Annotated in this window: 21 protein-coding genes; 15 read left to right on the top strand and 6 right to left on the bottom strand. The window is 61.4% G+C overall.

All coding sequences use genetic code 11. The features are described from left to right. The 6 genes from FX134_RS06845 (at position 1) to wzx (ending at position 6,391) form a co-directional block, all read left to right on the top strand. Positions 1-1,218: a nucleotide sugar dehydrogenase gene (locus tag FX134_RS06845; protein WP_080799531.1), complete on the top strand. Its 1,218-nt coding sequence runs from the start codon at positions 1-3 to the stop codon at positions 1,216-1,218. A 45-nt stretch (positions 1,219-1,263) separates the two neighbouring features. After that, on the top strand, positions 1,264-2,385 hold the full coding sequence (wecB, locus tag FX134_RS06840; protein WP_080799527.1) for a non-hydrolyzing UDP-N-acetylglucosamine 2-epimerase: 1,122 nt from the start codon (positions 1,264-1,266) through the stop codon (positions 2,383-2,385). Then, entirely contained in the window at positions 2,370-2,831 is a 462-nt protein-coding gene (locus tag FX134_RS06835; RefSeq protein ID WP_197735970.1) for a serine O-acetyltransferase, read from the top strand. The genes wecB and FX134_RS06835 overlap by 16 nt, the downstream gene beginning before the upstream one ends. A gap of 90 nt (positions 2,832-2,921) precedes the next feature. After that, the gene (locus FX134_RS06830; protein WP_080799524.1) at positions 2,922-3,698 is read left to right on the top strand and encodes a glycosyltransferase family 32 protein; all 777 of its coding nucleotides are present in this window, start codon (positions 2,922-2,924) and stop codon (positions 3,696-3,698) included. Further along, positions 3,688-4,989: an O-antigen ligase family protein gene (locus FX134_RS06825; RefSeq protein WP_143412155.1), complete on the top strand. Its 1,302-nt coding sequence runs from the start codon at positions 3,688-3,690 to the stop codon at positions 4,987-4,989. Before FX134_RS06830 ends, FX134_RS06825 begins: the two co-directional genes overlap by 11 nt. Further along, positions 4,979-6,391: an O-unit flippase-like protein gene (gene wzx, locus FX134_RS06820; protein WP_172623407.1), complete on the top strand. Its 1,413-nt coding sequence runs from the start codon at positions 4,979-4,981 to the stop codon at positions 6,389-6,391. The genes FX134_RS06825 and wzx overlap by 11 nt, the downstream gene beginning before the upstream one ends. A gap of 26 nt (positions 6,392-6,417) precedes the next feature. Here the strand turns inward: wzx and FX134_RS06815 are convergent, their stop codons facing one another. Together FX134_RS06815 and FX134_RS06810 are read right to left on the bottom strand one after the other, a co-directional pair. Further along, positions 6,418-6,735: a hypothetical protein gene (locus FX134_RS06815; protein WP_143412153.1), complete on the bottom strand. Its 318-nt coding sequence runs from the start codon at positions 6,733-6,735 to the stop codon at positions 6,418-6,420. A 55-nt stretch (positions 6,736-6,790) separates the two neighbouring features. After that, a complete protein-coding gene (locus FX134_RS06810) occupies positions 6,791-7,156 on the bottom strand; it encodes a hypothetical protein (protein ID WP_080799512.1) in 366 nt (121 codons plus the stop codon). Between the two features lie 227 nt (positions 7,157-7,383). Here FX134_RS06810 and accB point away from each other — a divergent pair, with 227 nt between their 5' ends. The 7 genes from accB to FX134_RS06775 all read left to right on the top strand — a co-directional run bounded on the left by accB (position 7,384) and on the right by FX134_RS06775 (position 14,945). Continuing rightward, the gene (gene accB / locus FX134_RS06805; protein WP_080799509.1) at positions 7,384-9,279 is read left to right on the top strand and encodes an acetyl-CoA carboxylase biotin carboxyl carrier protein; all 1,896 of its coding nucleotides are present in this window, start codon (positions 7,384-7,386) and stop codon (positions 9,277-9,279) included. Then, complete coding sequence (gene accC / locus FX134_RS06800; RefSeq protein ID WP_080799506.1) at positions 9,279-10,631, top strand: acetyl-CoA carboxylase biotin carboxylase subunit; 1,353 nt, start codon at positions 9,279-9,281, stop codon at positions 10,629-10,631. The genes accB and accC overlap by 1 nt, the downstream gene beginning before the upstream one ends. After that, on the top strand, positions 10,628-10,975 hold the full coding sequence (locus FX134_RS06795) for an Asp23/Gls24 family envelope stress response protein (protein ID WP_080799504.1): 348 nt from the start codon (positions 10,628-10,630) through the stop codon (positions 10,973-10,975). Before accC ends, FX134_RS06795 begins: the two co-directional genes overlap by 4 nt. Positions 10,976-11,000: 25 nt before the next feature. Continuing rightward, positions 11,001-11,486: a transcription antitermination factor NusB gene (gene nusB, locus FX134_RS06790; RefSeq protein WP_080799501.1), complete on the top strand. Its 486-nt coding sequence runs from the start codon at positions 11,001-11,003 to the stop codon at positions 11,484-11,486. After that, on the top strand, positions 11,486-11,773 hold the full coding sequence (locus tag FX134_RS06785) for an exodeoxyribonuclease VII small subunit (protein WP_080799499.1): 288 nt from the start codon (positions 11,486-11,488) through the stop codon (positions 11,771-11,773). The genes nusB and FX134_RS06785 overlap by 1 nt, the downstream gene beginning before the upstream one ends. Before the next feature lie 18 nt (positions 11,774-11,791). Continuing rightward, positions 11,792-13,672: a 1-deoxy-D-xylulose-5-phosphate synthase gene (dxs, locus tag FX134_RS06780; protein WP_080799496.1), complete on the top strand. Its 1,881-nt coding sequence runs from the start codon at positions 11,792-11,794 to the stop codon at positions 13,670-13,672. Between the two features lie 220 nt (positions 13,673-13,892). Next, positions 13,893-14,945 (top strand): inorganic phosphate transporter, encoded by a 1,053-nt coding sequence (locus tag FX134_RS06775; RefSeq protein ID WP_080799494.1) that lies wholly within the window; start codon positions 13,893-13,895, stop codon positions 14,943-14,945. A gap of 45 nt (positions 14,946-14,990) precedes the next feature. Here FX134_RS06775 and FX134_RS06770 read toward each other — a convergent pair whose 3' ends face one another. The 3 genes from FX134_RS06770 to FX134_RS06760 all read right to left on the bottom strand — a co-directional run bounded on the left by FX134_RS06770 (position 14,991) and on the right by FX134_RS06760 (position 17,683). Continuing rightward, entirely contained in the window at positions 14,991-15,164 is a 174-nt protein-coding gene (locus tag FX134_RS06770) for a YegP family protein (RefSeq protein ID WP_080799491.1), read from the bottom strand. A 98-nt stretch (positions 15,165-15,262) separates the two neighbouring features. After that, the gene (locus FX134_RS06765) at positions 15,263-16,486 is read right to left on the bottom strand and encodes an acetate/propionate family kinase (protein WP_080799488.1); all 1,224 of its coding nucleotides are present in this window, start codon (positions 16,484-16,486) and stop codon (positions 15,263-15,265) included. A 648-nt stretch (positions 16,487-17,134) separates the two neighbouring features. Continuing rightward, complete coding sequence (locus FX134_RS06760) at positions 17,135-17,683, bottom strand: GNAT family N-acetyltransferase (RefSeq protein ID WP_080799485.1); 549 nt, start codon at positions 17,681-17,683, stop codon at positions 17,135-17,137. Positions 17,684-17,861: 178 nt separating this feature from the next. Here FX134_RS06760 and FX134_RS06755 point away from each other — a divergent pair, with 178 nt between their 5' ends. Both FX134_RS06755 and FX134_RS06750 read left to right on the top strand, forming a co-directional pair. Further along, positions 17,862-19,136: an ammonium transporter gene (locus FX134_RS06755; RefSeq protein ID WP_080799481.1), complete on the top strand. Its 1,275-nt coding sequence runs from the start codon at positions 17,862-17,864 to the stop codon at positions 19,134-19,136. Between the two features lie 27 nt (positions 19,137-19,163). Then, entirely contained in the window at positions 19,164-19,502 is a 339-nt protein-coding gene (locus tag FX134_RS06750; RefSeq protein WP_080799478.1) for a P-II family nitrogen regulator, read from the top strand. Between the two features lie 64 nt (positions 19,503-19,566). On the opposite strand, the gene FX134_RS06745 is transcribed toward FX134_RS06750, so the two are convergent. Then, a complete protein-coding gene (locus tag FX134_RS06745) occupies positions 19,567-20,892 on the bottom strand; it encodes a Fic family protein (protein ID WP_080799475.1) in 1,326 nt (441 codons plus the stop codon). Positions 20,893-20,902 lie beyond the last annotated feature (10 nt).

Raw genomic sequence — 20,902 nt, 5'->3', positions numbered from 1 at the left:
ATGATAAACGTAATAGGCCTCGGCTACATCGGGCTCCCCACAGCGCTCATGTTCGCTGCGCACGGGGTGGAGGTCGTCGGCACCGACTGCGACGCGGAGCTCGTGGCCACCTTGAACGCCGGGAGGACCACGTTCAAGGAGGAGGGGCTCGACGAGCTCTTCGACAGGGCCGTCGCGGCCGGCGCAAGGTTCGCGACCGAGTACCAGGAGTGCGGCGTCTACGTCGTGAGCGTGCCCACTCCCTACGACAAGGCGACCAAGAGGATAGACCCCTCCTTCGTCGCCGGCGCGGTGGGATCGATCTTGGACGTGGCCCCGGAGGGCGCTGTCGTGGTGATCGAGTCGACGGTGTCGCCCGGCACGATCGACCGCTTCGTGCGGCCCGTCCTCGCGGAGCGAGGACGCGGCGACGTGAGGCTCGCCCACGCCCCCGAGCGCATCATCCCGGGCGACATGGTGGGGGAGCTCCTTCGCAACAACCGCACCGTCGGCGCTGACGACCCGGAGACGGGCGAATTCGTGAAGTCGCTCTACGCCTCGTTCTGCCAGGGGGAGATCGCCGTCACCGACATACGCACCGCCGAGATGACCAAGGTGGTCGAGAACACCTTCCGCGACGTGAACATCGCCTTCGCCAACGAGCTCGCCAAGATCTGCCGCTCCGACGGCATGGACGTGCGCGAGATCATCCGCATCGCCAACAAGCACCCGAGAGTCGACATCCTCTCGCCGGGACCGGGGGTCGGCGGCCACTGCATCAGCGTGGACCCCTGGTTCCTCGTGGGCGACTACCCGGAGCTCGCCCGGCTTATCAGGAACGCCCGCGAGACGAACGACTCCATGCCGGAGTTCGTCCTCGCCCGCGCCTCGGAGGTCATGCGCGAGCACGGCATCGCCGACCCTTCCAAGGTGGGGATCTACGGCCTCTCCTACAAGGAGGACGTCGACGACGTGCGCGAGTCCCCGACCCTGCAGATGCTCGAGAGCATGGGCAGACACCTCGCGGGCGCGCCCTGCAAGGTCTACGACCCCTGGGTCGAGCGCGACGTGGTGCCGAACCAGGTCCACTCCATGGAGGAGTTCCTCGAGGGCCTCGAGATGGCGATCGTCATGGTGGGGCACTCCGAGGTGAAGGGCAGGCCAGAGGCGTTCGGAGGCTGCGTCCTCCTCGACACGCGCGACGTGCTTGGGTCTGGCGAGAATGTGTACAAGCTTTGATCACCCATGAAGGCCCGCCTGATCCTTGAAAAGAGAAAATCAATCATGAAGAAGGTCATGCTCGTCTTCGGCACGCGCCCGGAAGCCATCAAGATGTGCCCGCTCGTCAATGAGCTCAAGTCGCGCTTGGAGGACTTCCAAGTTGTCGTGTGCGTCACCGGCCAACATCGCGAGATGCTCGACCAGGTGCTCGGCACATTCGGCGTGGTGCCCGACCACGACCTCGACATCATGAGGCCGGACCAAACACTTTTCGACGTCACCTGCGACGTGCTGCTCAAGATAAAAGCGATCCTCGAGGCAGAGAGACCCGACGCGGTGCTTGTTCATGGCGACACCACCACGTCCTTCGCGGCGGCGCTGGCGAGCTTCTACCTGCGGATCCCGGTGGGGCACGTGGAGGCGGGCCTGCGTACCCGCGACTTGTACAGCCCCTGGCCCGAGGAGTTCAACCGTCAGGCTGTGGACGTCCTAACCGAGCATTATTTCGCTCCGACAGAAGCTTCAAAGCGTAATCTTGCCTCAGAAGGAAAGCCCATCTCTTCGATTTTCGTTACGGGTAATACTGGCATTGACGCGCTGCGCACAACGGTGCAGGAAAATTATTCTCATCCGGTGCTTGATTGGGCCGAAGGAAGCAGGCTTATTCTAATCACTGCGCATCGCCGTGAAAATTTGGGTGAACCAATGCATTCCATGTTTCGGGCTATCCGTCGCGTAATGGAGGAGCATCAGGACGTGAAAGCCGTCTACCCTATCCACATGAATCCTGCAGTAAGGGATGCTGCCCATTATGAGCTCGATGGGTTCGATCGGCTCCGTATTGTCGAACCTCTCGAAGTGCTCGACTTTCATAACGTGCTCGCTCGCTGCCATCTCGTCCTCACGGATTCGGGCGGTATTCAAGAGGAAGCTCCTAGCTTGGGCAAGCCTGTTTTGGTCATGCGCGATACAACCGAACGTCCTGAAGGCGTTGCCGCAGGCACTTTGAAGCTTGTGGGAACAAATGAGGCAAGCATATACCGCGCCTTTACGGAGTTGCTCGTCGATCCCTTGGCTTACGAGGCGATGTCTTGCATGAGCAATCCCTATGGAGATGGAAGGGCGAGTGAGAGGATTGCCGATGTGCTTGCCGGGAAGGAGATCGAGCAATGGCGAACCTCATGAACGCAGTCAACAAGTATCGGAGAGCCCGCTGGTGCTATACGCATGGGCTTAAGCCGCTTGCTAGACTGATTGAAATGGAGATATACCTTGTTCATAACTCCTTTATCCCTTCTTCGTGCGAGTTGGGTGAGGGCACTGTGTTTGGGTATAAAGGTATCGGTGTCGTGATTCATAAGCGAGCAAAAGTTGGCCGTGATTGCCTTATCGGGCAACAGGTGACCATAGGGGGGCGCTCGGGCCATCAAAGCGTACCTGTTATAGGAGACAAATGCGAAATATGCGCTGGGGCAAAGGTGTTGGGGCCCATCACTTTAGGAAATAGTGTGGTCATCGGCGCAAATGCCGTCATGCTGTCAGATGCTCCTGACGGCACGGTATGGGCGGGCGTGCCGGCAAGGTGCATAAGCTCGGCAAAACCAAACAAGTCTATGCATGCAAGCAGTTGAAGGTCGCTTTTCGGCTAATAGAAGCCGAATGGTCTTCCCTGGCGATGAATGTACAAGTGCGATTTAACGTGTAGCGAAAGGCATTTCCCCATGATCCCCAAGGTTATTCATTACTGCTGGTTTGGACGCGGAGAGCTTCCGGATTTGGCGATAAAGTGCATTGAGAGCTGGAAAAGGATTCTTCCCGAGTACGAGATTCGAAGATGGGATGAAGATACATTTGATTTCTCCCAATGCGAATACGCCAGGCAAGCGTATGAAGCAAAAAAATATGCGTTTGTTTCTGATTTTGCTCGGCTTGATGTTCTTTATCGTTTTGGCGGAATCTACATGGACACGGACGTGGAGATTCTCAAGCCTCTCGACAAATTCCTTGTTCATAAGGCGTTTTCTGGTTTTGAGAATGTGTGCTCTATTCCGACGGGGATAATGGGTTCAGAAAAGGGTTTTGAGGGATTTAGAAATCTACTCGCCTTGTTTGATGGCCGTCGCTTCACCCTCGAGGACGGCCGGCTCGATATGACCTCCAATGTGAAGACGATAACCGAATACTACTCGCAGAGGGGTTTGGTACGAAACAACTCCTTTCAGGTTGTTGAAGGATTTACTCTGTATCCGAACATAGTTTTTTGTCCGTACAAACATGAAATCGGATCTAGATACTTCAATGAAACGGTCACCATCCATCACAAATACGGATCTTGGATTCCCTCGGAGGAATACAAGAGCTTTAAAGGGGGAAGGAGCAGGGGAATGAAGGAGCTGGTCAAAAGAATGCTCCTCACCATATTGGGAAAGAGGATTTTTGACAAGCTGCTCATCGGCCTGTACATGAAGGCGGAAAAAAGGAATCGTGTTGAAATCTAGGGTTTTGGGTCAGGGTCTTTACCCAATACTGTTGGGAATTGCGTGCGTGATCCCTCTTTTGGGAGCCATGCCGGGCGTCTCTCAGTTAAGAATAAGTTTGCTTGGCTATTTATTGCCGTCGCAAATTCTTTTTATCATCTTCGGTGCGATTGCGTTAAACGCCGTACTACTTGGCGTCAAAGGTTTTCTGCCATCCTCTTATCTTCTTCAGCTTAAACTTTTTTCGACATTCCTATTCTTTTCCCTCCTTATCGGCCTCGTGATTGGTTTCAAGGCTGCCCTTGTGGATAGGGTGATCGTTCAATGGCTGTGGATTGCTATGCCATACTATTATGCCAACGCAATTATCGGGATCGCGTTGAAGGGATCGATCGACTTTAAAAAATTGTCATTCAATATCTTGCGCGCAGCGGCTTTTGTCACTCTGCTTGTCGTTCTGTACAACTTGATTGTTTATAACAGCCTGTATTCTAAAACAAGACTTCAATTTCCTGGGCTTGGTTCAGTTGTTTTTGGTTACACCGCGGTTCTGCTGATATCGCTTGCCTGCGTGCTGAAATATCTCAAAGTAAAGAAAAGCTGGTTGATTCTTGCCGTTTCAATTTTTTTGTTAGCGGCGTTGCTCACTCAATCAAGGGCGGCTGTTTACCCGGCTTTATTTATGAGCTGCATTTTCTTTTTCCCGGAAAAGCATGCGGGTTTGAAAGTGCTGTATTGTCTTGGAGTTGCGCTTTTGATCATGATGATTGATCCTATTGGGCAATTGAGTAATTATTCTTCTCGAATACTCAGTTTCGATTCCGGCAGGTTTGCTACATGGAGGGGTATCGCCGAATGCCTTAAAGCATCCGATGGCTTTAATGCACTGTTCGGATATGGTTTGGGAAACGTGTTTCCTTATCAGGATTGGTACACTGGCCTGTATTCGGGGTATATTGATCGGGGAAGTACCGACGGCGTGTGGAATTCTTTCATTTTCATGGGCCAAACGCTCTTGGTGGAGCCGCATAATTTCTATTTATGGGTAATGCTTGAGACGGGGATAGCCGGCTTCTTGCTAATTGCTGGCTATTTTGTCCTCTTGATAAGAGAGACTCTTTCAGGGTTGCGTCGTTCTAGTATCAACTTGAAACTCGCGTGTCTTTTGATGATCGCCGCAGTTCTTGTCCTCAACTTGTTTGATGCGGTTCTGTTCGTCAGTTCTGCGGCGACTCTATGGTGGGTTTTGCTACTCATCCCGCTTGGCCTCGGAGGGGGCTGCGAGCGAACGGAAGAGCCTCGTGAGGATTAGCCTTTCATCAAAAGACTTGACCTGGAACTACTTCGGCACTGTGTTCAGACTTGGTGTCAATTTTCTAACCCTTCCGCTGCTTCTATTTTTTCTTCCCGGCGACCAGTTGGGTCTTTGGTATGCCTTTGTTTCCATATCGGGCTTTGCCTTCTTATTGCAGTTCGGATTTGCGCCTGCGCTTGCCAGAAATCTTGCATATTGTTTAGCCGGGGCCGACGATCTTTTGCGAACGGGTGTAGTTTATGGCAATGTTCCGGGTTTTGTTAATTGGACTTTGTTCGCGAACGTCTTCATTGTTTCAAGGAAACTGTATCGAGCGATATCGTGCATAGCGATCATGCTGCTTTTAACGGCCGGTACCGCATATGTCACGTACATTTATCCAACAGATAACATGTTGACAATCCCTACTTGGTTCTTGTACAGCTTGGGAATTTTCTTAAACCTTTACTACGCTTATTTCGAATCTGCGTTAAGAGGGATCGGATCACTTGTTTCAGTCAACAAAGCTTCGATTCTTTCAGTCATCATTCAGATCGCTGTTTGCGCAGTTTTGTTTCTTTTGGGTTTCGGATTGCTTTCGCCAGTGATTGGCTATGTGGCCCAAGGTCTGGTGTTTCGAATACTATGCAGTCATTATTTTTGGCACGATGAAACGATTGAGCCTCATTTGAAGCCTGCGCACATTAGGGAATTGAAAGACGGCAAGAGGCAGAAAGAGCTGTACTCTTCGATGTCGGTTAACGCGTACAAAGACGGGGCTGTATTACTGTCGAATTACCTCGTGACTCAATCGGGTACAGTGGTTTGCTCTCTTTTTATCAGCTTGGAAGAAACGGGTTTCTATTCTCTGACAATTCAGTTGGTGAATGCTGTTGCGAGCATAGCTGCCGTAATGGCCAATTCTTATCATCCTGCGCTGCAGTCTGCTTTTGCGGAACGGGATATCGGCAGGGAAAAAGAGTTGATAGGCAGGTCTTCCGCCGGCTTCGTCTTCGTTTTCTTCGTAGGGGCAATCGTGATATCCGTGTTCGTCGTGCCGCTTGTTGCGATGTTCAAAAGCTCCTACAGCTTGCCGACGGGCTTCCTTGCTTTGACTCTTCTGTACTATTTCCTTTGGAGACAACAATCAAATTTTGCTGCCTACATTTCGAATACAAACGAGGTTCCTTATGCGCTCGCTTTCGTTTCATCTTCTATCTGCGGAGTCTGTCTTTCTGTTTTTTTGGTCTCAATCTTCCATCTTGGCATATGGGGGTTGGTGCTAGGCCAAATGGCCGCGCAGGCTGCTTTTAACAACTGGTACTGGATCAAATATGTTTGCGTGCGGCTGGACACCAGCTATACTCTTCTACTGAGCGAGGGATTCGCATCGCTTCTCAAAGCTATCGCTCGTCGCTAATCGCCGATCGTCCCTGATGGCGCTCCTTACCTCCTCCCTGCACTCATCCGTCCGTAGAAATCGTTGGGGATGCGGCGGTGGCCGAAGCCTTTGACTTCGATCCCGCCGTCCGCCTCTTTGAACATGATGCGGCAGAGCGCGCGCACGCCTTGGCCGACGCGGTGCTGGTAATGGTAGGAGTGCCAGCCTTCGAACTCGTATTTCAAATCCCCCGACTTCACGCGGCCCTCCACGAGAAAGGCCATCGCCCTGCAGGTGCTCGCGACGGCGGCTTTGAAGTCCTCTTCTTCGGGGAAGGCGCAGGCTAGTAGGAACACGTCCTCGACGAGGTCGTTCTCATCCATGGCCAACCCCTCGACCCTCGCTACAGCCCTTACGGCTTCTTGGAGCAGCTCGTCGCTAATCGCCATCGATGACGCTCCTCAGCTCCTTCTTGCGTGCGGCGAAAACGTCCATGGCGGCAGCTTCGAGCTCTGCGCCCGATTTGGCGACGGAGCCTTCCCTGGCCTTGAACATCGCGGCGATCTGGGCGCGCTCGAGCTCTTCCTCGAGATAGGTGTAGCCGTCGAGAATGGCCCTCATATCCTCGTCGGAAAGCAGCCATGCGGCGGTGTCGCCCCTGTCGGTCACTTCCATCACGCCGGCTTCGGGTAACTGGGCGCGCCAGTCCTTGCTGCGCGAAAGGTCGGTGACGCTGATCCTCGGCCGGCCTGAAACCAAATCGCGCACGTTGCTCGCTCTGTTCAGTATCTCCTGGGGCGCCATGTTTGCCTCCCTATAGTCGCACTTTAAGATGCATAGATAATAGCACAACTAAATGTGCATTTAAAGTAGCACTCAGTCGGCATCGTCCGCCCCTCCTCCCTCCCCTCATCCCCCTAATCTGTTCCTTACCGGTGAATTTCCGGACGCATCGTCGCGCTTGCGCTCCCTTCATCTATAATTCATGTTTCGATCTTTGACTAACTGCAAACCTAAGGGGGTGTGAGTTCATGCCAAGGCTTCAAATCATGGATACCACCATCCGTGACGGCCAGCAAAGCCTTTGGGCCACGCGCATGCAGATCGGCGACATGCTGCCGATCCTGCCGAAAATGGACCGTGTCGGGTACTGGGCCATCGAGGCGTGGGGCGGTGCGACGTTCGACACGTGCCTGCGCTTCCTCGACGAGAACCCGTGGGAGCGCCTGCGCTCCATCAAGGCCCAGACGCCGAACACGCCGCTCGCCATGCTGTCCCGCGGCCAGAACCTCGTGGGCTACAAGCATTACTCGCGCGAGATCTGCAACCGCTTCATCAAGGCGGCCAAGCGCAACGGCGTGCACGTCTTCCGCGTGTTCGACGCGCTCAACGACATCCGCAACATCGTGGACAACGCCGAGGCCATCAACGAGTGCGGCGGCCACTTCGAGCCCGCCATCTCCTACACCATGTCGCCGGTCCACACGCTGGACAGCTACCTGGAGTACGGCCAGAAGCTCAAGGACCTCGGCGCGGACTCCATCTGCATCAAGGACATGGCCGGCATGCTCACGCCCTACCGTACCGAGCGCATGGTGAAGGCGTTCAACGCGGAGATCGGCCTGCCGCTGCACATCCACTGCCACTACGTGGGCGGCATGGCCCCCGCCAACATCATCAAGGCCGCCGAGGCCGGCGCCGCCATCGCGGACACGGCCCACGCGCCGCTCGCCTTCGGCAACTCGCACCCCGCCGTGGAGATGATCGTGGCCGCCCTGCAGGAGAGCCGCTACGACACGGGCCTCGACCTGGACCTCCTCTTCGAGATCGCGGAATACTGGGAGGAGGTGCGCAAGCGCGGCCACTACAAGCGCGGCGTGTCCTCGCTCACGCACATGCAGGTGTACTCGCACCAGGTGCCCGGCGGCATGATGTCGAACCTCGTGTCGCAGCTGGAGATCCAGAACGCGGGCGACCGTCTACCCGAGGTGATGAAGGAGATCCCCAAGGTGCGCGCCGAGGTGGGCTATCCGCCGCTCGTCACGCCGATGTCGCAGATCGTGGGCACGCAGGCCGTGTTCAACGTGCTCACCGGCAAGCGCTGGAGCGTCGTGTCCAAGGAGATGAAGGACTACATCTGCGGTTATTACGGCAAGGCGCCGGGCCGCATGGACAAGGACATCGTGGCGAAGGTGGTGGGCAACTCCGAGATGCTGCCGCCCGACGTCGCGCCGGGCTCGCTCGTCACCACGACGTACGCCCAGGTTGAAGAGGAGATCGGCGACCTCGCGAAGAGCGAGGAGGACGTGCTCATGTACGCCCTCTTCCCCAACGAGGCGCGCACGTACCTGAGCAAGCACCGCACATCGGAGAAGGTCGACTTCCTCTTGGAGCAGGAGTCGAGCCACACCAAGGAGGACGATTACGTGGACATCAATCAGATTCGCGAGCTGGTTCGCGTCGCCGAGGAAAGCGGCGTCGGCGAGATCGTAGTCGAGGAGGAGGGCACCCGCATCGCCGTGCGCATGCCGGGCACGCTGTCCTCCGACGCCATGGCCGTCGCGGCAGCCGCCGCCCCCGTGGCCGCCGTGGCCCCCGCGCCCGCGGCCGAGGCCCCTGCCGCCGCTGCCGCCGACGCTGCGGAGCGCCCCTCCAACTGGTACTGCGTGACGGCCCCCATGGTGGGCACGTTCTACGCGTCGCCCGCGCCCGGCGAGCCGGCATTCGTCCAGGTGGGCGACGAAGTGGCCGCCAACCAGACGCTGTGCATCGTGGAGGCTATGAAGCTCATGAACGAGATCACGGCCGAGGAGATGGGCACGGTGCGCGAGATCTGCCTCGAAGATGCCTCGCCCGTCGAGTACGGCACGCCGCTGTTCTACGTCGAACCGCACGGCGCCCCCGCCCCGGCCCCGGAGACGGCATAATGTTTAGCAAGATACTGGTGGCCAATCGCGGCGAGGTGGCGCTGCGCGTCATGCGCGCCTGCCGCGAGCTGGGCGTGAAGACGGTGGCGGTGCACTCCGTCGAGGACGCGGACACCTACCCGGTGCGCTACGCCGACGAGGCCGTGTGCATCGGACCTGCCCAGGCGGCGAAAAGCTACCTCGTCATGTCCAACATCATCGCGGCGGCCAAGACCACCGGGGCGGAGGCCATCCATCCCGGCTACGGCTTCCTGGCCGAGAACGCCGACTTCGCGCGCGCCTGCGCCGACAACGACCTCGTGTTCATCGGCCCCTCGGCCGAGTGCATCGAGCGCATGGGCGACAAGAGCATGGCCCGCGAGACCATGAAGGCCTGCGGCGTGCCCACGGTGCCGGGCTCGGACGGCTGCATCGACACGGCCGCCGAGGCCAAGGCCTTCGCCGACTCCGTGGGCTACCCCGTGCTCATCAAGGCCACGGCGGGCGGCGGTGGCAAGGGCATGCGCGAGGTGCACGACCCGGCCGACCTCGAGGCCCAGTACCAGGCCGCGCGCACCGAGGCCGGCGCAGCGTTCGGCAACGACGGCGTGTACCTGGAGAAGCTCGTCCTGCGCCCGCGCCATGTGGAGCTGCAGGTGCTGGCCGACGACTTCGGCAACAACGTGGTGCTGTGCGAGCGCGACTGCTCGGTGCAGCGCCGCCACCAGAAGCTCATCGAGGAGGCGCCTTCGCCGGCCCTCGATGAGGAGCTGCGCCGCGCCATGGGCGTGGCCGCCATCAAGGCCGTGCGCGCGGTGGACTACCGAAACGCCGGCACCATTGAGTTCCTCCTCGACGAGCGCGGGCACTTCTACTTCATGGAGATGAACACGCGCGTGCAGGTGGAGCACCCGGTGACCGAGCAGATCACCGGCACCGACATCATCAAGGAGCAGCTGCGCATCGCCTCCGGCGAGCCGATGAGCTGCGCCGAGCGCGCGCCGTTCGCGCCGTTCGGCCACGCGATGGAGTTCCGCATCAACGCGGAGGATCCCGCGCACGGCTTCCGCCCGTGCCCGGGCACCATCACGCGCTTCGAGCCTCCGGCGGGACCCGGCGTGCGCGTGGAGAGCTACGTGCGCACGGGCTCGCGCATCTCGCCGTACTACGATTCCCTGGTGGCGAAGCTCATCGTGTACGGGCAGGATCGTGAGGAGGCGCTCGCCCGCGGCCGCCGCGCGCTCGACGAGTTCGTGATCGAGGGCATCGCCACCACTATCTCGTTCCATCGCCGCGTGCTGGACAATGCCGTGTTCTGCGCGGGCGACGCGACGACCGACTTCATCGAGACCCAGATGGGAGACGTACTGTGACCGATTTGAACATCGACGGCATGGCGCTCGCGCCCGGCGTCGTCGAAACCATCGTGTCCATCGCCGTGGGCGAGGTGGAGGGCGTGGCCTCGGTGGGCCCCTCCTCCACGAGCAGCCTGCGCGCGGTGTTCGCCAGCAAGCCCGCCACCCAGGGCATCGACATCGCGCTCGACGAGGAGGACAAGCTGCACGTGTCGGTGCGCGTGGACGTGTACTACGGCTACGCGCTGCCCGAGCTCGCCGCCAAGGTGCGCCAGGCCGTCGTGGACGCGGTGGCCAGCCAGGTGGGCATCCCGGTGGGCGCGGTGGACGTGTACATCGACGGCATCCAGTTCGCCCGCTAAGAAACCCGAGGTTGGAAAGACATCCATGGCTGCAAAACGACACGAACGAACGCGCGCCCGACGCGAGGCGCTCCAGGTGCTCTACTCGAGCGAGATAACCGACGAATCGCCTGCGGCCATCGCCGAGGGCGCCAACCGGCTCGCCGAGGACGGGCCGCTGCCGCCCTACGCGCTTGCGCTCGTGCGCGGCGTCGAGGCGCACCGCTGCGCCATCGACGAGCACCTTGCGGCCACGTCTGAGAACTGGTCGCTCATGCGCATGCCCATCGTCGACCGCTCCATCCTGCGCCTGGCCACCTACGAGATGATGTACGTGGACGACGTGCCCACCTCGGTGGCCATCAACGAGGCCGTCGAGCTGGCGAAGGACTTCGGCGGCGAGGACGAGTCTCCGCGGTTCGTGAACGGCGTGCTCGGCCGCATCGCCAAGCGGCTGGAGGAGGGGGCCGAGGCCCCGGCAGCGGCTGCGGCTGCGGCCCCGGTCGCGGCGCCGGCGGGGGAGGCGTCCTGATGGCTTCCGGAACCTATGATACGTTCGAAGCGGTGAAGGGCCGCCTCGACGAGATCGTCGACGCGGTGAACGACGACGGCCTGCCCCTTGACGACGCGCTCGCCCTGTACGAGGAGGCGGTGGCGCTCGGCTTGCGGGCGAGCGACCTGCTCGAGGAGAACATCGAGGCGCAGCGGGCCGCCGACGAGGCGGACGGCGCGCCTGCGGGCGAGGACGCCGAGGGCGATGGGGAAGGCGAGGCAAAACCCGAGGACGCGCAGGAGCGGCGCCCGCAGGCGACGGCCTAGGCACGGAAAGGCACGAGCATGAATGAAAACCGCATCCTCGACATGGTGTCGTCCCCCGCCGACCTCAAGGTGCTCTCCGACGAGGAGCTTTCCATCCTCGCCCGGGAGATCCGCGAGGAGATCGTCACGGTGGCCTCCGAGACGGGCGGCCATGTGGCCTCCTCGCTCGGCGCCGTGGAGATCATCCTGGCCGTGCACAGCATGATGGACTGCCCGCACGACAGGTTCGTGTTCGACGTGGGGCACCAGGCCTACGCGCACAAGCTGCTCACGGGCCGGCTCGACGAGTTCAAGACGCTGCGCACCTACGGCGGCCTCTCCGGCTTCCCGAAGCCCGACGAGAACCCCAGCGACGTGCACCCGTCCGGCCATGCGTCGGACTCGCTCTCGGTGGCGCTCGGCCTGGCCGAGGCCCGCAAGCTGCGCGGCGGCGACGAGAAGATCGTGGCCCTCATCGGCGACGCGGCGCTCTCCGGCGGCATGGCGTTCGAGGCGCTCAACCACATCGGCCAGGCGCAGACGCCGTTCGTCATCATCCTCAACGACAACGAGATGTCCATCTCGCGCAACGTGGGCGCGCTCATGAAGCACCTCGGCTACATGCGCGCCTCCACCCAGTACCGCGAGACGCGCGACTTCGTGCAGGAGAAGATGGAGAAGAGCGGGCCCCTTGGCAGCGCGCTCATGAACTTCGGGCGCAACATGAAGGAGTCGATGAAGCAGTTCGTCATCCCGCGCACGATGATCTTCGAGCAGCTGGGCATCCTGTGCACCGCGCCCATCGACGGCCACGACATCGGACAGCTGCGCGAGACGCTGGCCACCGTGCTCAACACCGACGTGCCCGTGCTCATGCACGTGGTCACGCGCAAGGGCGCCGGCTACGCGCCGGCCGAGCGCGACCCCGAGAAGTTCCACGGCATCGCGCCGTTCGACATCGCCACGGGCGAGGTGAAGAAGAAGCCCGCGTCAGCGCCGTCGTACACGAGCGTGTTCGGCGGGGCGCTCGCGGCCGAGGCGCGCCGCGACGAGCGCATCGTGGCCATCACGGCCGCCATGAGGGGCGGCACCGGGCTCGACGCGTTCTCCGAGGAGTTCCCCGACCGCTTCGTGGACGCCGGCATCGCCGAGGAGCACGCGGTGGGGCTGGCCAGCGGCCTCGCGCTCGGCGGGATGAAGCCGGTCGTGGCCATCTACTCCACGTTCATGCAGCGCGCCATCGACCAGATGATCATCAACAACGCGCTGCCCGACCTGGACGTGGTGTTCGCCATCGACCGCGCCGGCGTGGTGGGCGAGGACGGCCCCACGCACCACGGCATGTTCGATCTGGCCTTCACGCGGATGGTGCCGAACATGCGCGTGCTCGCGCCCTCCGACGAGGCCGAGCTCGTGCACGCGCTGCACACGGCGCTCGCGCTGGGCGGCCCGTTCGCCATCCGCTACCCGCGCGGGGCGGCAGAAGGAGTGCCGCTGCCCGAGGAGCCCTGCGTGCTGGAGGAGGGGCGCGCGCGCGTGGTCCGCGAGGGCGACGACGTGGCCATCCTCGCGTTCGGGCGCATGGTGTCGCGGGCGAAGGGCGCGGCGGAGCTTCTGGCCGCGCGGGGGATCGAGGCGCGCGTGGTGGACATGCGCTGGGCGAAGCCGCTCGATGCGGCCGAGATCGCGCGCGCGGCCGAGACGAAGCTCGTGGCTACCGTGGAAGGCGGCGTGATCGCCGGTGGCGCGGGCGAGGGCGTGCTCGGCGAGATGGCGCGCGCGGGCCTCTTGACGCCGGTGCTCAACCTGGGCATCCCCGACTGCTACGTGCCCCAGGGCAAGACCGACCTGCTCCTGCGCGACCTGGGCCTCGATGCCGAAGGCATCGCCCGCTCCATCGAGGAGCGCCTGGAGAAGTAACCTGCAGGGGGCGTGACAAAGGGACGGGGATATTGTCACGCTTCCAAAAGCCTCACGGAGTCCTAACGCTTCGGAGAGCGTGACAATATCCCCGTCCCTTTGTCACGCCCCCCGGCCAGCGGATTTTACGAAAACTTGATCTTTCCGTTGCCTCGATTTGACAGAGCGCGCCTATCATTGCCCGGAGTGTCTTTTTTCATGACTCGAAGGGGGATGGACCGTGGGATATGAGCTGGCGGCGTTTGTGACGGCTTTCCTCAGCGATCCTGTGCTCGCGATCATCGTCGTGCTGACGCTCGGGGCCACGGTGGTCAACGGCGCCACCGACGCGCCCAACGCCATCGCCACGGTAGTGGGAACGAAGGCCATGAAGCCGGGGCCCGCCATCGCCATGGCTGCGGTGTGTAACTTCATAGGCCTCGCGGGCATCACGATGGTGTCGTCGGCTGTGGCGCTCACCATCTTCAAGATGGTCGATTTCGGCGGCGACAACCATGCCGCGCTTATCGCCCTGGCCGCCGCCATGGTGGCCATCATCGTCTGGGGCGTGGCGGCGTGGTACTTCGGCATCCCCACCTCGCAGAGCCACTCGCTCATCGCCGGCATCACCGGCGCGGCCATCGCGCTGCAGGGAGGCCTGGCCGGCGTCAACGGCGACGAGTGGGTGAAGGTCATCTACGGCCTGGTTATCTCCACGTTCCTGGGCTTCGGCACGGGGTGGCTGTTCACGCGCCTCATAAAGAAGGTGTGCTTGCATCTGCACCGCGGGCGCGCCAACACGTTCTTCAAGTGGGCGCAGATCGTCTCGGGCGCGGGCGTGGCGGTGCTGCACGGCGCGCAGGACGGGCAGAAGTTCCTGTCGCTGTGCATGCTGGGCATCATGATAGCCATGTCGGGCACGGTGGACGCCGACGTGACGTTCCCGTTCTGGCTGATCGTCCTCGTGTCGGCCGTCATGGCGCTCGGCACGGCGGTGGGCGGCAAGAAGATCATCAAGTCTGTGGGCATGAACATGGTGAAGATGGAGCAGTACCAGGGATTCGCCGCGTGCCTGTCGGCGTGCTTCTGCATCGGCCTGGCCACGTTCACCGGCATGCCGGTGTCCACGACGCACACCAAGACCACCGCCATCATGGGCGTCGGCGCTGAGAAGAGCCTGCGCAACGTGAAATGGGGCCTCGCCGGCCGCATGGTGGGCACCTGGGTGCTGACGTTCCCCGGCTGCGGCCTTCTGGCCTTCGCCTTCACCCACCTGTTCCTGATGCTGTTCTAGGAACGCCCCAAAGGGCGGGCTCCTTCGGGGCGTTCCGGGCGGTTGCTAGTCCTCTTCCACGACCTCGGCGTCGGGGGCGTTCTTCTTCACGCTTTCGATGCCGCCTTTGCAGGACTCCTTCGACTGGTACGTCTCGGACGTGGCGATGATCTCGCCGTTGCCGGCCTTCAGCACGAAGTGGTATCCCGCGTCGGTCTTCCTGATGACGAACTTGCCCATGCGGCTCCCTTTCTCTCGGTGGATAGCGCGATCATACACCGGCCTTGCGGCATCGTCTCCCCATCGTCTGCGCTTGAACCAAGAGTTGAAGCGCAGACTCAGCGCCCGGCGCGCGCCTCGGTCACCAGGGCGTCGGTCTCGCGGGCGATGCGCATCTCCTCGTCGGTGGTCACGACGCATATCTTGATGGGGGAGTCGTCGATGGACACGATGCGGTTCGTGCCGATAGCGCCCACCACCTGGTTCTTCTCCTTGTCCAGGATCATCCCCATGTGCGCGAGCCCGCTGAAGATGCGCTCGCGCAGCTCCGCCGAGTTCTCGCCGATGCCGGCCGTCATCACCACGGCGTCGGTGCGGGTCATGGCGGCGTAGAGCGAGCCGATGGCCTTCTGGATGGTGTAGGTGTACATCTGGATGGCCAGCTCGGCGTCCGCGTTGCCCGCGTCGGCCGCCTCCAGCACCTCGCGCATGTCGCCGGACACGCCCGAGACGCCCAAGATGCCAGAATCCTTGTTGAGGATGCGGTCCATCTCGTCGAAGCTTATGCCGTCGCGGCGCATGATATAGGTGACGATGGCGGGGTCGATCGAGCCGCTGCGCGTGCCCATCATCAGGCCCTCGAGCGGCGTGAACCCCATGGTGGTGTCGATGGACTCGCCGCCGCTCACCGCGGCCAGGCTGCCCCCGCTTCCCAGATGGCACGTGATGACGCCCAGGTCGCGCAGGGGCCGCCCCAGCAGGTTGGCGGCCTGCTGCGCAGCGTAGCGATGCGAGGTGCCGTGCGCGCCGTAGCGGCGGATGCGGTAGTCGTCGTAGTAGCGCTTCGGCAGCGGGTAGCGATAGGCCTTCGGCGGCATGGTCTGGTGAAACGCCGTGTCGAACACGGCCACCTGCGGGATCTCGGGCAGGCGGGTCCGCAGAAGCTCGATGCAGGCGTCGGCGGGCGGGTTGTGCAGAGGCGCCAGCGTCTCGCAGCGTTTGATCTTGTCGAAGGCGTCGTCATCGATGATGGTGGCCTCGGAGAAGTACTCGCCGCCCGACACGATGCGGTTGCCCACGGCCTCGATCTCGGCGAGCGAGCGGATGGGGGAGGCGGTCTGCTGCGCGAGCGCGTCGAGGAGCTTCGCCAGGCAGCCGGCCACGTCGAGGCCGGCGATGTCCACGGCGCGCTTCTCGGCGTCCGGCGGGAACGACACGCGCATGGCCGCGCCCTCCTGGCCGATCTTCTCGGCCAGCGCCTTCATGAGGCAGATCTTGCCGTCGGTTTGGATGAGCTGGCTTTTCAGGGTGGAGCTTCCGGCGTTCACCACGAGCACGATCATAGGGGATCCTCTCCTTTCGGCGGCTCGGCGCGTCAATCCGGCCGGCCTGCGACGTTCTTCCGCTCGCAGAGGTCGGCGAACCCCTGCCACTGCCCTTCCGCCAGGTGCGCGGCCCGCCCCGCCTTCTCCCTCGTTTGCGTTCTCGTCCATGGTACTCCAAAACCTTGCGCCGCGTCGGACGGGCGCGAGGCGGCGCGGTTGGTGCTGCTCGACGCGCATGCAGGCGGCCGACCGCGTCTCCCTGCACGCGAATCGTGTCGAGAGGGCTCGATTCGCGTGCATCCCCCTTTGGCGCTCCCCCAGGCTCTCTGTTAAACCACCATTGACATATGCCTGGTCAGGCTGTCATCCTGAGCGGAGCGCGCAGCGCGGAGTCGAAGGATCCCGTGCGGTGCCAACTGGGGGTATTCCGGCTGACGCCGCGCGGGATCCTTCGACTCGCTTCGCTCGCTCAGGATGACAACACGCATATTGACCTGCGAAATGTCAATGGTGGTTTAACATAGAGGCCCCAGGCGCATGGACAAAAACGGAGGCTATGGTAACGGAAAGGGCCTTCAACGCCGTTCCCGCTGCGAGGCGGCTCGCATATCCCCAGTTCGCGCTATGCCGAGCTCTCTTGTGCGGAAGCGTGCGTTACCACGGTCTTCATTTTTGTCCATGATCATATTGGTCATTGTTGCGAACGACGACCTTCTTCTCCATGATGTAGTCGTCCATGATGAAGCCGTCGCCGATGTCGGTCTCCACGGCGTCTATGGTTTGAAAGCCCTTGCCCCGGTAAGCTCGTATGGCCAGGTCGTTGTGCTTGTTCACCGTGAGGTACATCGCCGAGAGGCCGCGCTCGCGGCACAGGTCCTCGTAGAACGCGATCGTCTGCGAGGCGAAGCCGCGCCCGCGCTCCTCGGCGCGCAGGTAGATCTTCGAGATGAAGAAGCGGTTCGTCTCGGCTTCGACGCGCCCGCCCGTGTAGCCTGCGAGGCGCTCGTCCTCCTCGTCGCGCAAGAACCAGTACTCGTAGCCGTGCTCGGCCATGTCGCGCTCGATGGCGGGCAGGCTTTGGAAGCGCTCGACCATGTAGTCGGTCTGCGCCTTGCCGATCAGCGCCGGCCAGTACTCGTGCCAGATCTCGTCGGCCAGCGCGGCGAGGCGCGCGCGGTCGTCGGCGGTCTCGACGGAGATGAATGCGATGCCCATGGCAAAAAACCCTTCCTTCTCGTGTGTTTCCTTATTGTAACGCTCGCGCTTCCTGCTTGTTACAAGCTGTTTCCCAGCGTGTAAACTCCTTCGAATCAGGCGTCGCGCCTGGTGAAAGCCTGCCATTATCGAATACGTCACAGAGTGCTCCAACAAAACGAGAGAAGGAGGTAGGCACATGTTTGACGCAGGTTCGACGGGCTTCATGATTATATGCGCGATGCTCGTCCTTCTGATGACGCCAGGTCTGGCGTTCTTCTACGGAGGGCTCAGCCGCCGCAAGAACGTGGTGAACACCATGATCATGTCGTTCGCGGTGCTGGGCATCGTAGGCATCACGTGGGTCGTCTGCGGATGGTCGTTCGCATACGGCGGCGACGGGTCCATTCCGTTCTTCGGAGGCTTCGACCAGATTGGACTCCAAGGGCTCGTGGCCAACATCACGAGCGAGGCTCCCGAAGCGCTGAGCCACGACACGTACCCCGCGATGGCCGATGTGGTGTTCCAGCTGGCGTTCTGCATGATCACCACGGCTATCATCACGGGCGCGGTGGCTGGGCGCGTCAAGTTCGGCGCCGTGTGCGCGTTCGTGGCCATCTGGACCATCGTGGTGTACCCGCCGCTGGCCCACATGGTGTGGGGCGGCGAGGGCAGCCTGGTGGGCGACATGATCGGTGCGCTCGACTTCGCCGGTGGCGACGTGGTGCACATCTCGTCCGGCCTCACGGGCCTCATCCTGTGCCTCATCGCGGGCAAGCGCAAGGGCTTCGGCATGATGAGCTACCGTCCGCACAACGTGCCGTTCGTGGCGCTGGGCGCGACGCTTCTGTGGTTCGGCTGGTTCGGCTTCAACGCGGGCTCCGAGTTCGCGGCTGACGGCGTGGCGGCGCTCGCCCTCACGAACACCGTGGTGGCCTCGGGCGCGGCGCTGGTGTGCTGGATGATCATCGAGCGCGCGAAGGTGGGCAAGCCCACGCTGGTGGGCGCCTGCTCCGGTTTGGTGGCGGGCCTCGTGGTCATCACCCCGGCCGCCGGCTTCGTGGAGCCGTGGGCTGCGGTGGTCATGGGCTTCATCGTGTCGCCCATCTGCTACTTCGCCATCTCGTTCCTCAAGAAGAAGCTCGGTTACGACGACGCTCTGGACGCCTTCGGCGTCCACGCGGTCGGCGGCGTGACGGGCGGCATCCTGACCGGCCTGTTCTGCGTGCCGGAGCTCTCCTGGACCGACTTCGGCGGCCTATTCTACACCGGCGACCCCACGCTTCTGGGCGCGCAGGTGCTCGGCATCCTGGTGACGATCGTGTTCGTGGGCGTGCTGGACGTGATCATCGGCTTCATCATCAAGCTGGTGTTCAAGGGCAGCCTGCGCGTGAGCGAGGCCGACGAGGCGCAGGGCCTCGACGTGGCCGCCCACGGCGAGAGCGCGTATCCGGCCTACGTGGGCCTGGACTAACCCCGAGCAGCTGAAAGGAGTGAGACTATGAAGAAGATCACCGCCATCGTGCGGCCGGAGAAGCTGGAACCGCTGAAAGAAGCGCTCTTCGCCGCGAAGGTGAACGGCATGACCATCAGCCAGGTGCAGGGTTGCGGCAGCCAGCACGGCTGGAAGGAGTACTACCGCGGCACCGAGGTCATGCTCAACATGATCCCCAAGGTGAAGTTCGAGCTGGTGGTGGACGACGCGCAGGTTCAGCCGCTGGTCGACCTCATCCGCGCCACGGCCCGCACGGGCGAAGTGGGCGACGGCAAGATATTCATCTTCCCGGTCGACGAGGTGGTGCGCATCCGCACCGGCGAGACGGGGGATACCGCCGTGTAGCCCTCGGCTGCACGCAAACTCGGAGCGAGGGGCCGTCCGGACGCCGGGCGGCCCCTCCGCTTGCTCACTGCGCTAGTTCACAAAATGTGGTTTCTCTTCCGCGTTTGACGAGGTCGAAGAAGCGAGGCGTGGCCTCGAAGACGAACGCGCGTCCTTGCTTGAATTGCGAGAGAAAACCCATGTCGGTCAGATCGACAAGATCTTGCCGCGCGGTCGCATAGGCTACTTTGTACAAATCCATGCAGTTGGATATCGTGTGGCGGCAATGGGGGTTCCTTGCAGAAAACAGCAAGATGTCGCGTTGCCGTGCATTCAGGTAACGCTCGTTTTCCAGCGCGGACCGGATGCTCATGTCCTCTCGATGGATGGTGAGAAGCCGCTTCTCCAGGTATCCGAGTTCTTTGAGCATAAGCTGGAGTTCGGTGGCGAAGTGGCTCGTGGCGTCGAAGCCTTCGCCGCAATCGGGGAAGGGCTCGAGGTAGCCCCATGAGATATCAGGATCGTTGAGCATGCCCTGTTCCCAGAGCTCGGATGTTCGGGAGAACGAGACCCAGCCGAGGAGCGGGAGCCCTTCTTTGGCATACAGGATGTTGCGAACAGCGAGCTCAAGGATCGCGTTTGCCGTTGGGAAGGGGAAGAATTCCCAGAACACGCCGCTGATGAGCATGGAGCGAAAAATCGGATGTATGCTTTCGGCGCATCCCTTCCCTTGCGCGATATCGAGGATAGCATCGAGTGCGCGATCGGGATCGTCGAGCTGGGACGGTTTCCTGCTCTGTATTCTTGAACGTCCTTTGGGAACCGCTTCGCCGAAATGGACCCCGTTCATAAGCGCATCGTAGAGGTCTTCGAGCAATCGGAAAGTGAAAGGGCGTTTCCGGTATCGATCGATATGGAGCATAAGATGTGAAAAGTTGCGCGCGAGCTTGTCTTCCGGCGAGCGAGGCTCTCGCGATTCAGTCCAAAGAGAGCGGACGTCGTGTGCGCGAGCCGCAATGCCATCGCGCCGTGCAAGCGAAAGATACTCGTCCAAGAGAAGGAGTATGCGCGACCTGCTGCTCACGCATTCGCTCAAGTAGGAATCAAGGGTCGAGCCCTTTTTGCCGAGTGCAACCAAATCGGTGAGGCGCTCGTGCATGTCCTCCGTCACGAAGAACCAGTTGTACGGCTCACTGATGCCCGCGATGTAGTTGTCGAATGGCAGCGGCAGCGAAAGTCCCCTGCGTAGGGCGGTGACGACGGCATACGCCTCTTCGATGGTGCATCCTTCAGGAGGCTTCTCTTGTGAGAACGCCTGCCAGGTCATGGCCCGTTCGCAACTTCCGCGCCATAGTTTCGAGAATCTTTCGTCGTGAATGAATTCAAGCACGCCTTCTACGCGAGCGCCCATGACCGCCCCT

The sequence above is a fragment of the Arabiibacter massiliensis genome (assembly GCF_902386925.1).
GTDB lineage: Bacteria > Actinomycetota > Coriobacteriia > Coriobacteriales > Eggerthellaceae > Arabiibacter > Arabiibacter massiliensis.
Note: the sequence above shows the minus strand (reverse complement) of the source record. Positions and strands in the feature narration are given on the sequence as shown.

Excerpts from the sequence above, each read along its gene's own strand:
- FX134_RS06845 (WP_080799531.1), top strand. The coding sequence starts at position 1 with ATGATAAACGTAATAGGCCTCGGCTACATCGGGCTCCCCACAGCGCTC.
- wecB (WP_080799527.1), top strand. The coding sequence starts at position 1,264 with ATGAAGAAGGTCATGCTCGTCTTCGGCACGCGCCCGGAAGCCATCAAG.
- FX134_RS06760 (WP_080799485.1), bottom strand. The coding sequence starts at position 17,683 with ATGGGCATCGCATTCATCTCCGTCGAGACCGCCGACGACCGCGCGCGC.
- FX134_RS06765 (WP_080799488.1), bottom strand. The coding sequence starts at position 16,486 with ATGATCGTGCTCGTGGTGAACGCCGGAAGCTCCACCCTGAAAAGCCAG.
- FX134_RS06750 (WP_080799478.1), top strand. The coding sequence starts at position 19,164 with ATGAAGAAGATCACCGCCATCGTGCGGCCGGAGAAGCTGGAACCGCTG.
- FX134_RS06785 (WP_080799499.1), top strand. The coding sequence starts at position 11,486 with ATGGCTTCCGGAACCTATGATACGTTCGAAGCGGTGAAGGGCCGCCTC.
- nusB (WP_080799501.1), top strand. The coding sequence starts at position 11,001 with ATGGCTGCAAAACGACACGAACGAACGCGCGCCCGACGCGAGGCGCTC.
- accB (WP_080799509.1), top strand. The coding sequence starts at position 7,384 with ATGCCAAGGCTTCAAATCATGGATACCACCATCCGTGACGGCCAGCAA.
- FX134_RS06830 (WP_080799524.1), top strand. The coding sequence starts at position 2,922 with ATGATCCCCAAGGTTATTCATTACTGCTGGTTTGGACGCGGAGAGCTT.
- FX134_RS06755 (WP_080799481.1), top strand. The coding sequence starts at position 17,862 with ATGTTTGACGCAGGTTCGACGGGCTTCATGATTATATGCGCGATGCTC.
- FX134_RS06770 (WP_080799491.1), bottom strand. The coding sequence starts at position 15,164 with ATGGGCAAGTTCGTCATCAGGAAGACCGACGCGGGATACCACTTCGTG.
- FX134_RS06835 (WP_197735970.1), top strand. The coding sequence starts at position 2,370 with ATGGCGAACCTCATGAACGCAGTCAACAAGTATCGGAGAGCCCGCTGG.
- FX134_RS06745 (WP_080799475.1), bottom strand. The coding sequence starts at position 20,892 with ATGGGCGCTCGCGTAGAAGGCGTGCTTGAATTCATTCACGACGAAAGA.
- FX134_RS06810 (WP_080799512.1), bottom strand. The coding sequence starts at position 7,156 with ATGGCGCCCCAGGAGATACTGAACAGAGCGAGCAACGTGCGCGATTTG.
- dxs (WP_080799496.1), top strand. The coding sequence starts at position 11,792 with ATGAATGAAAACCGCATCCTCGACATGGTGTCGTCCCCCGCCGACCTC.
- accC (WP_080799506.1), top strand. The coding sequence starts at position 9,279 with ATGTTTAGCAAGATACTGGTGGCCAATCGCGGCGAGGTGGCGCTGCGC.
- FX134_RS06815 (WP_143412153.1), bottom strand. The coding sequence starts at position 6,735 with ATGGATGAGAACGACCTCGTCGAGGACGTGTTCCTACTAGCCTGCGCC.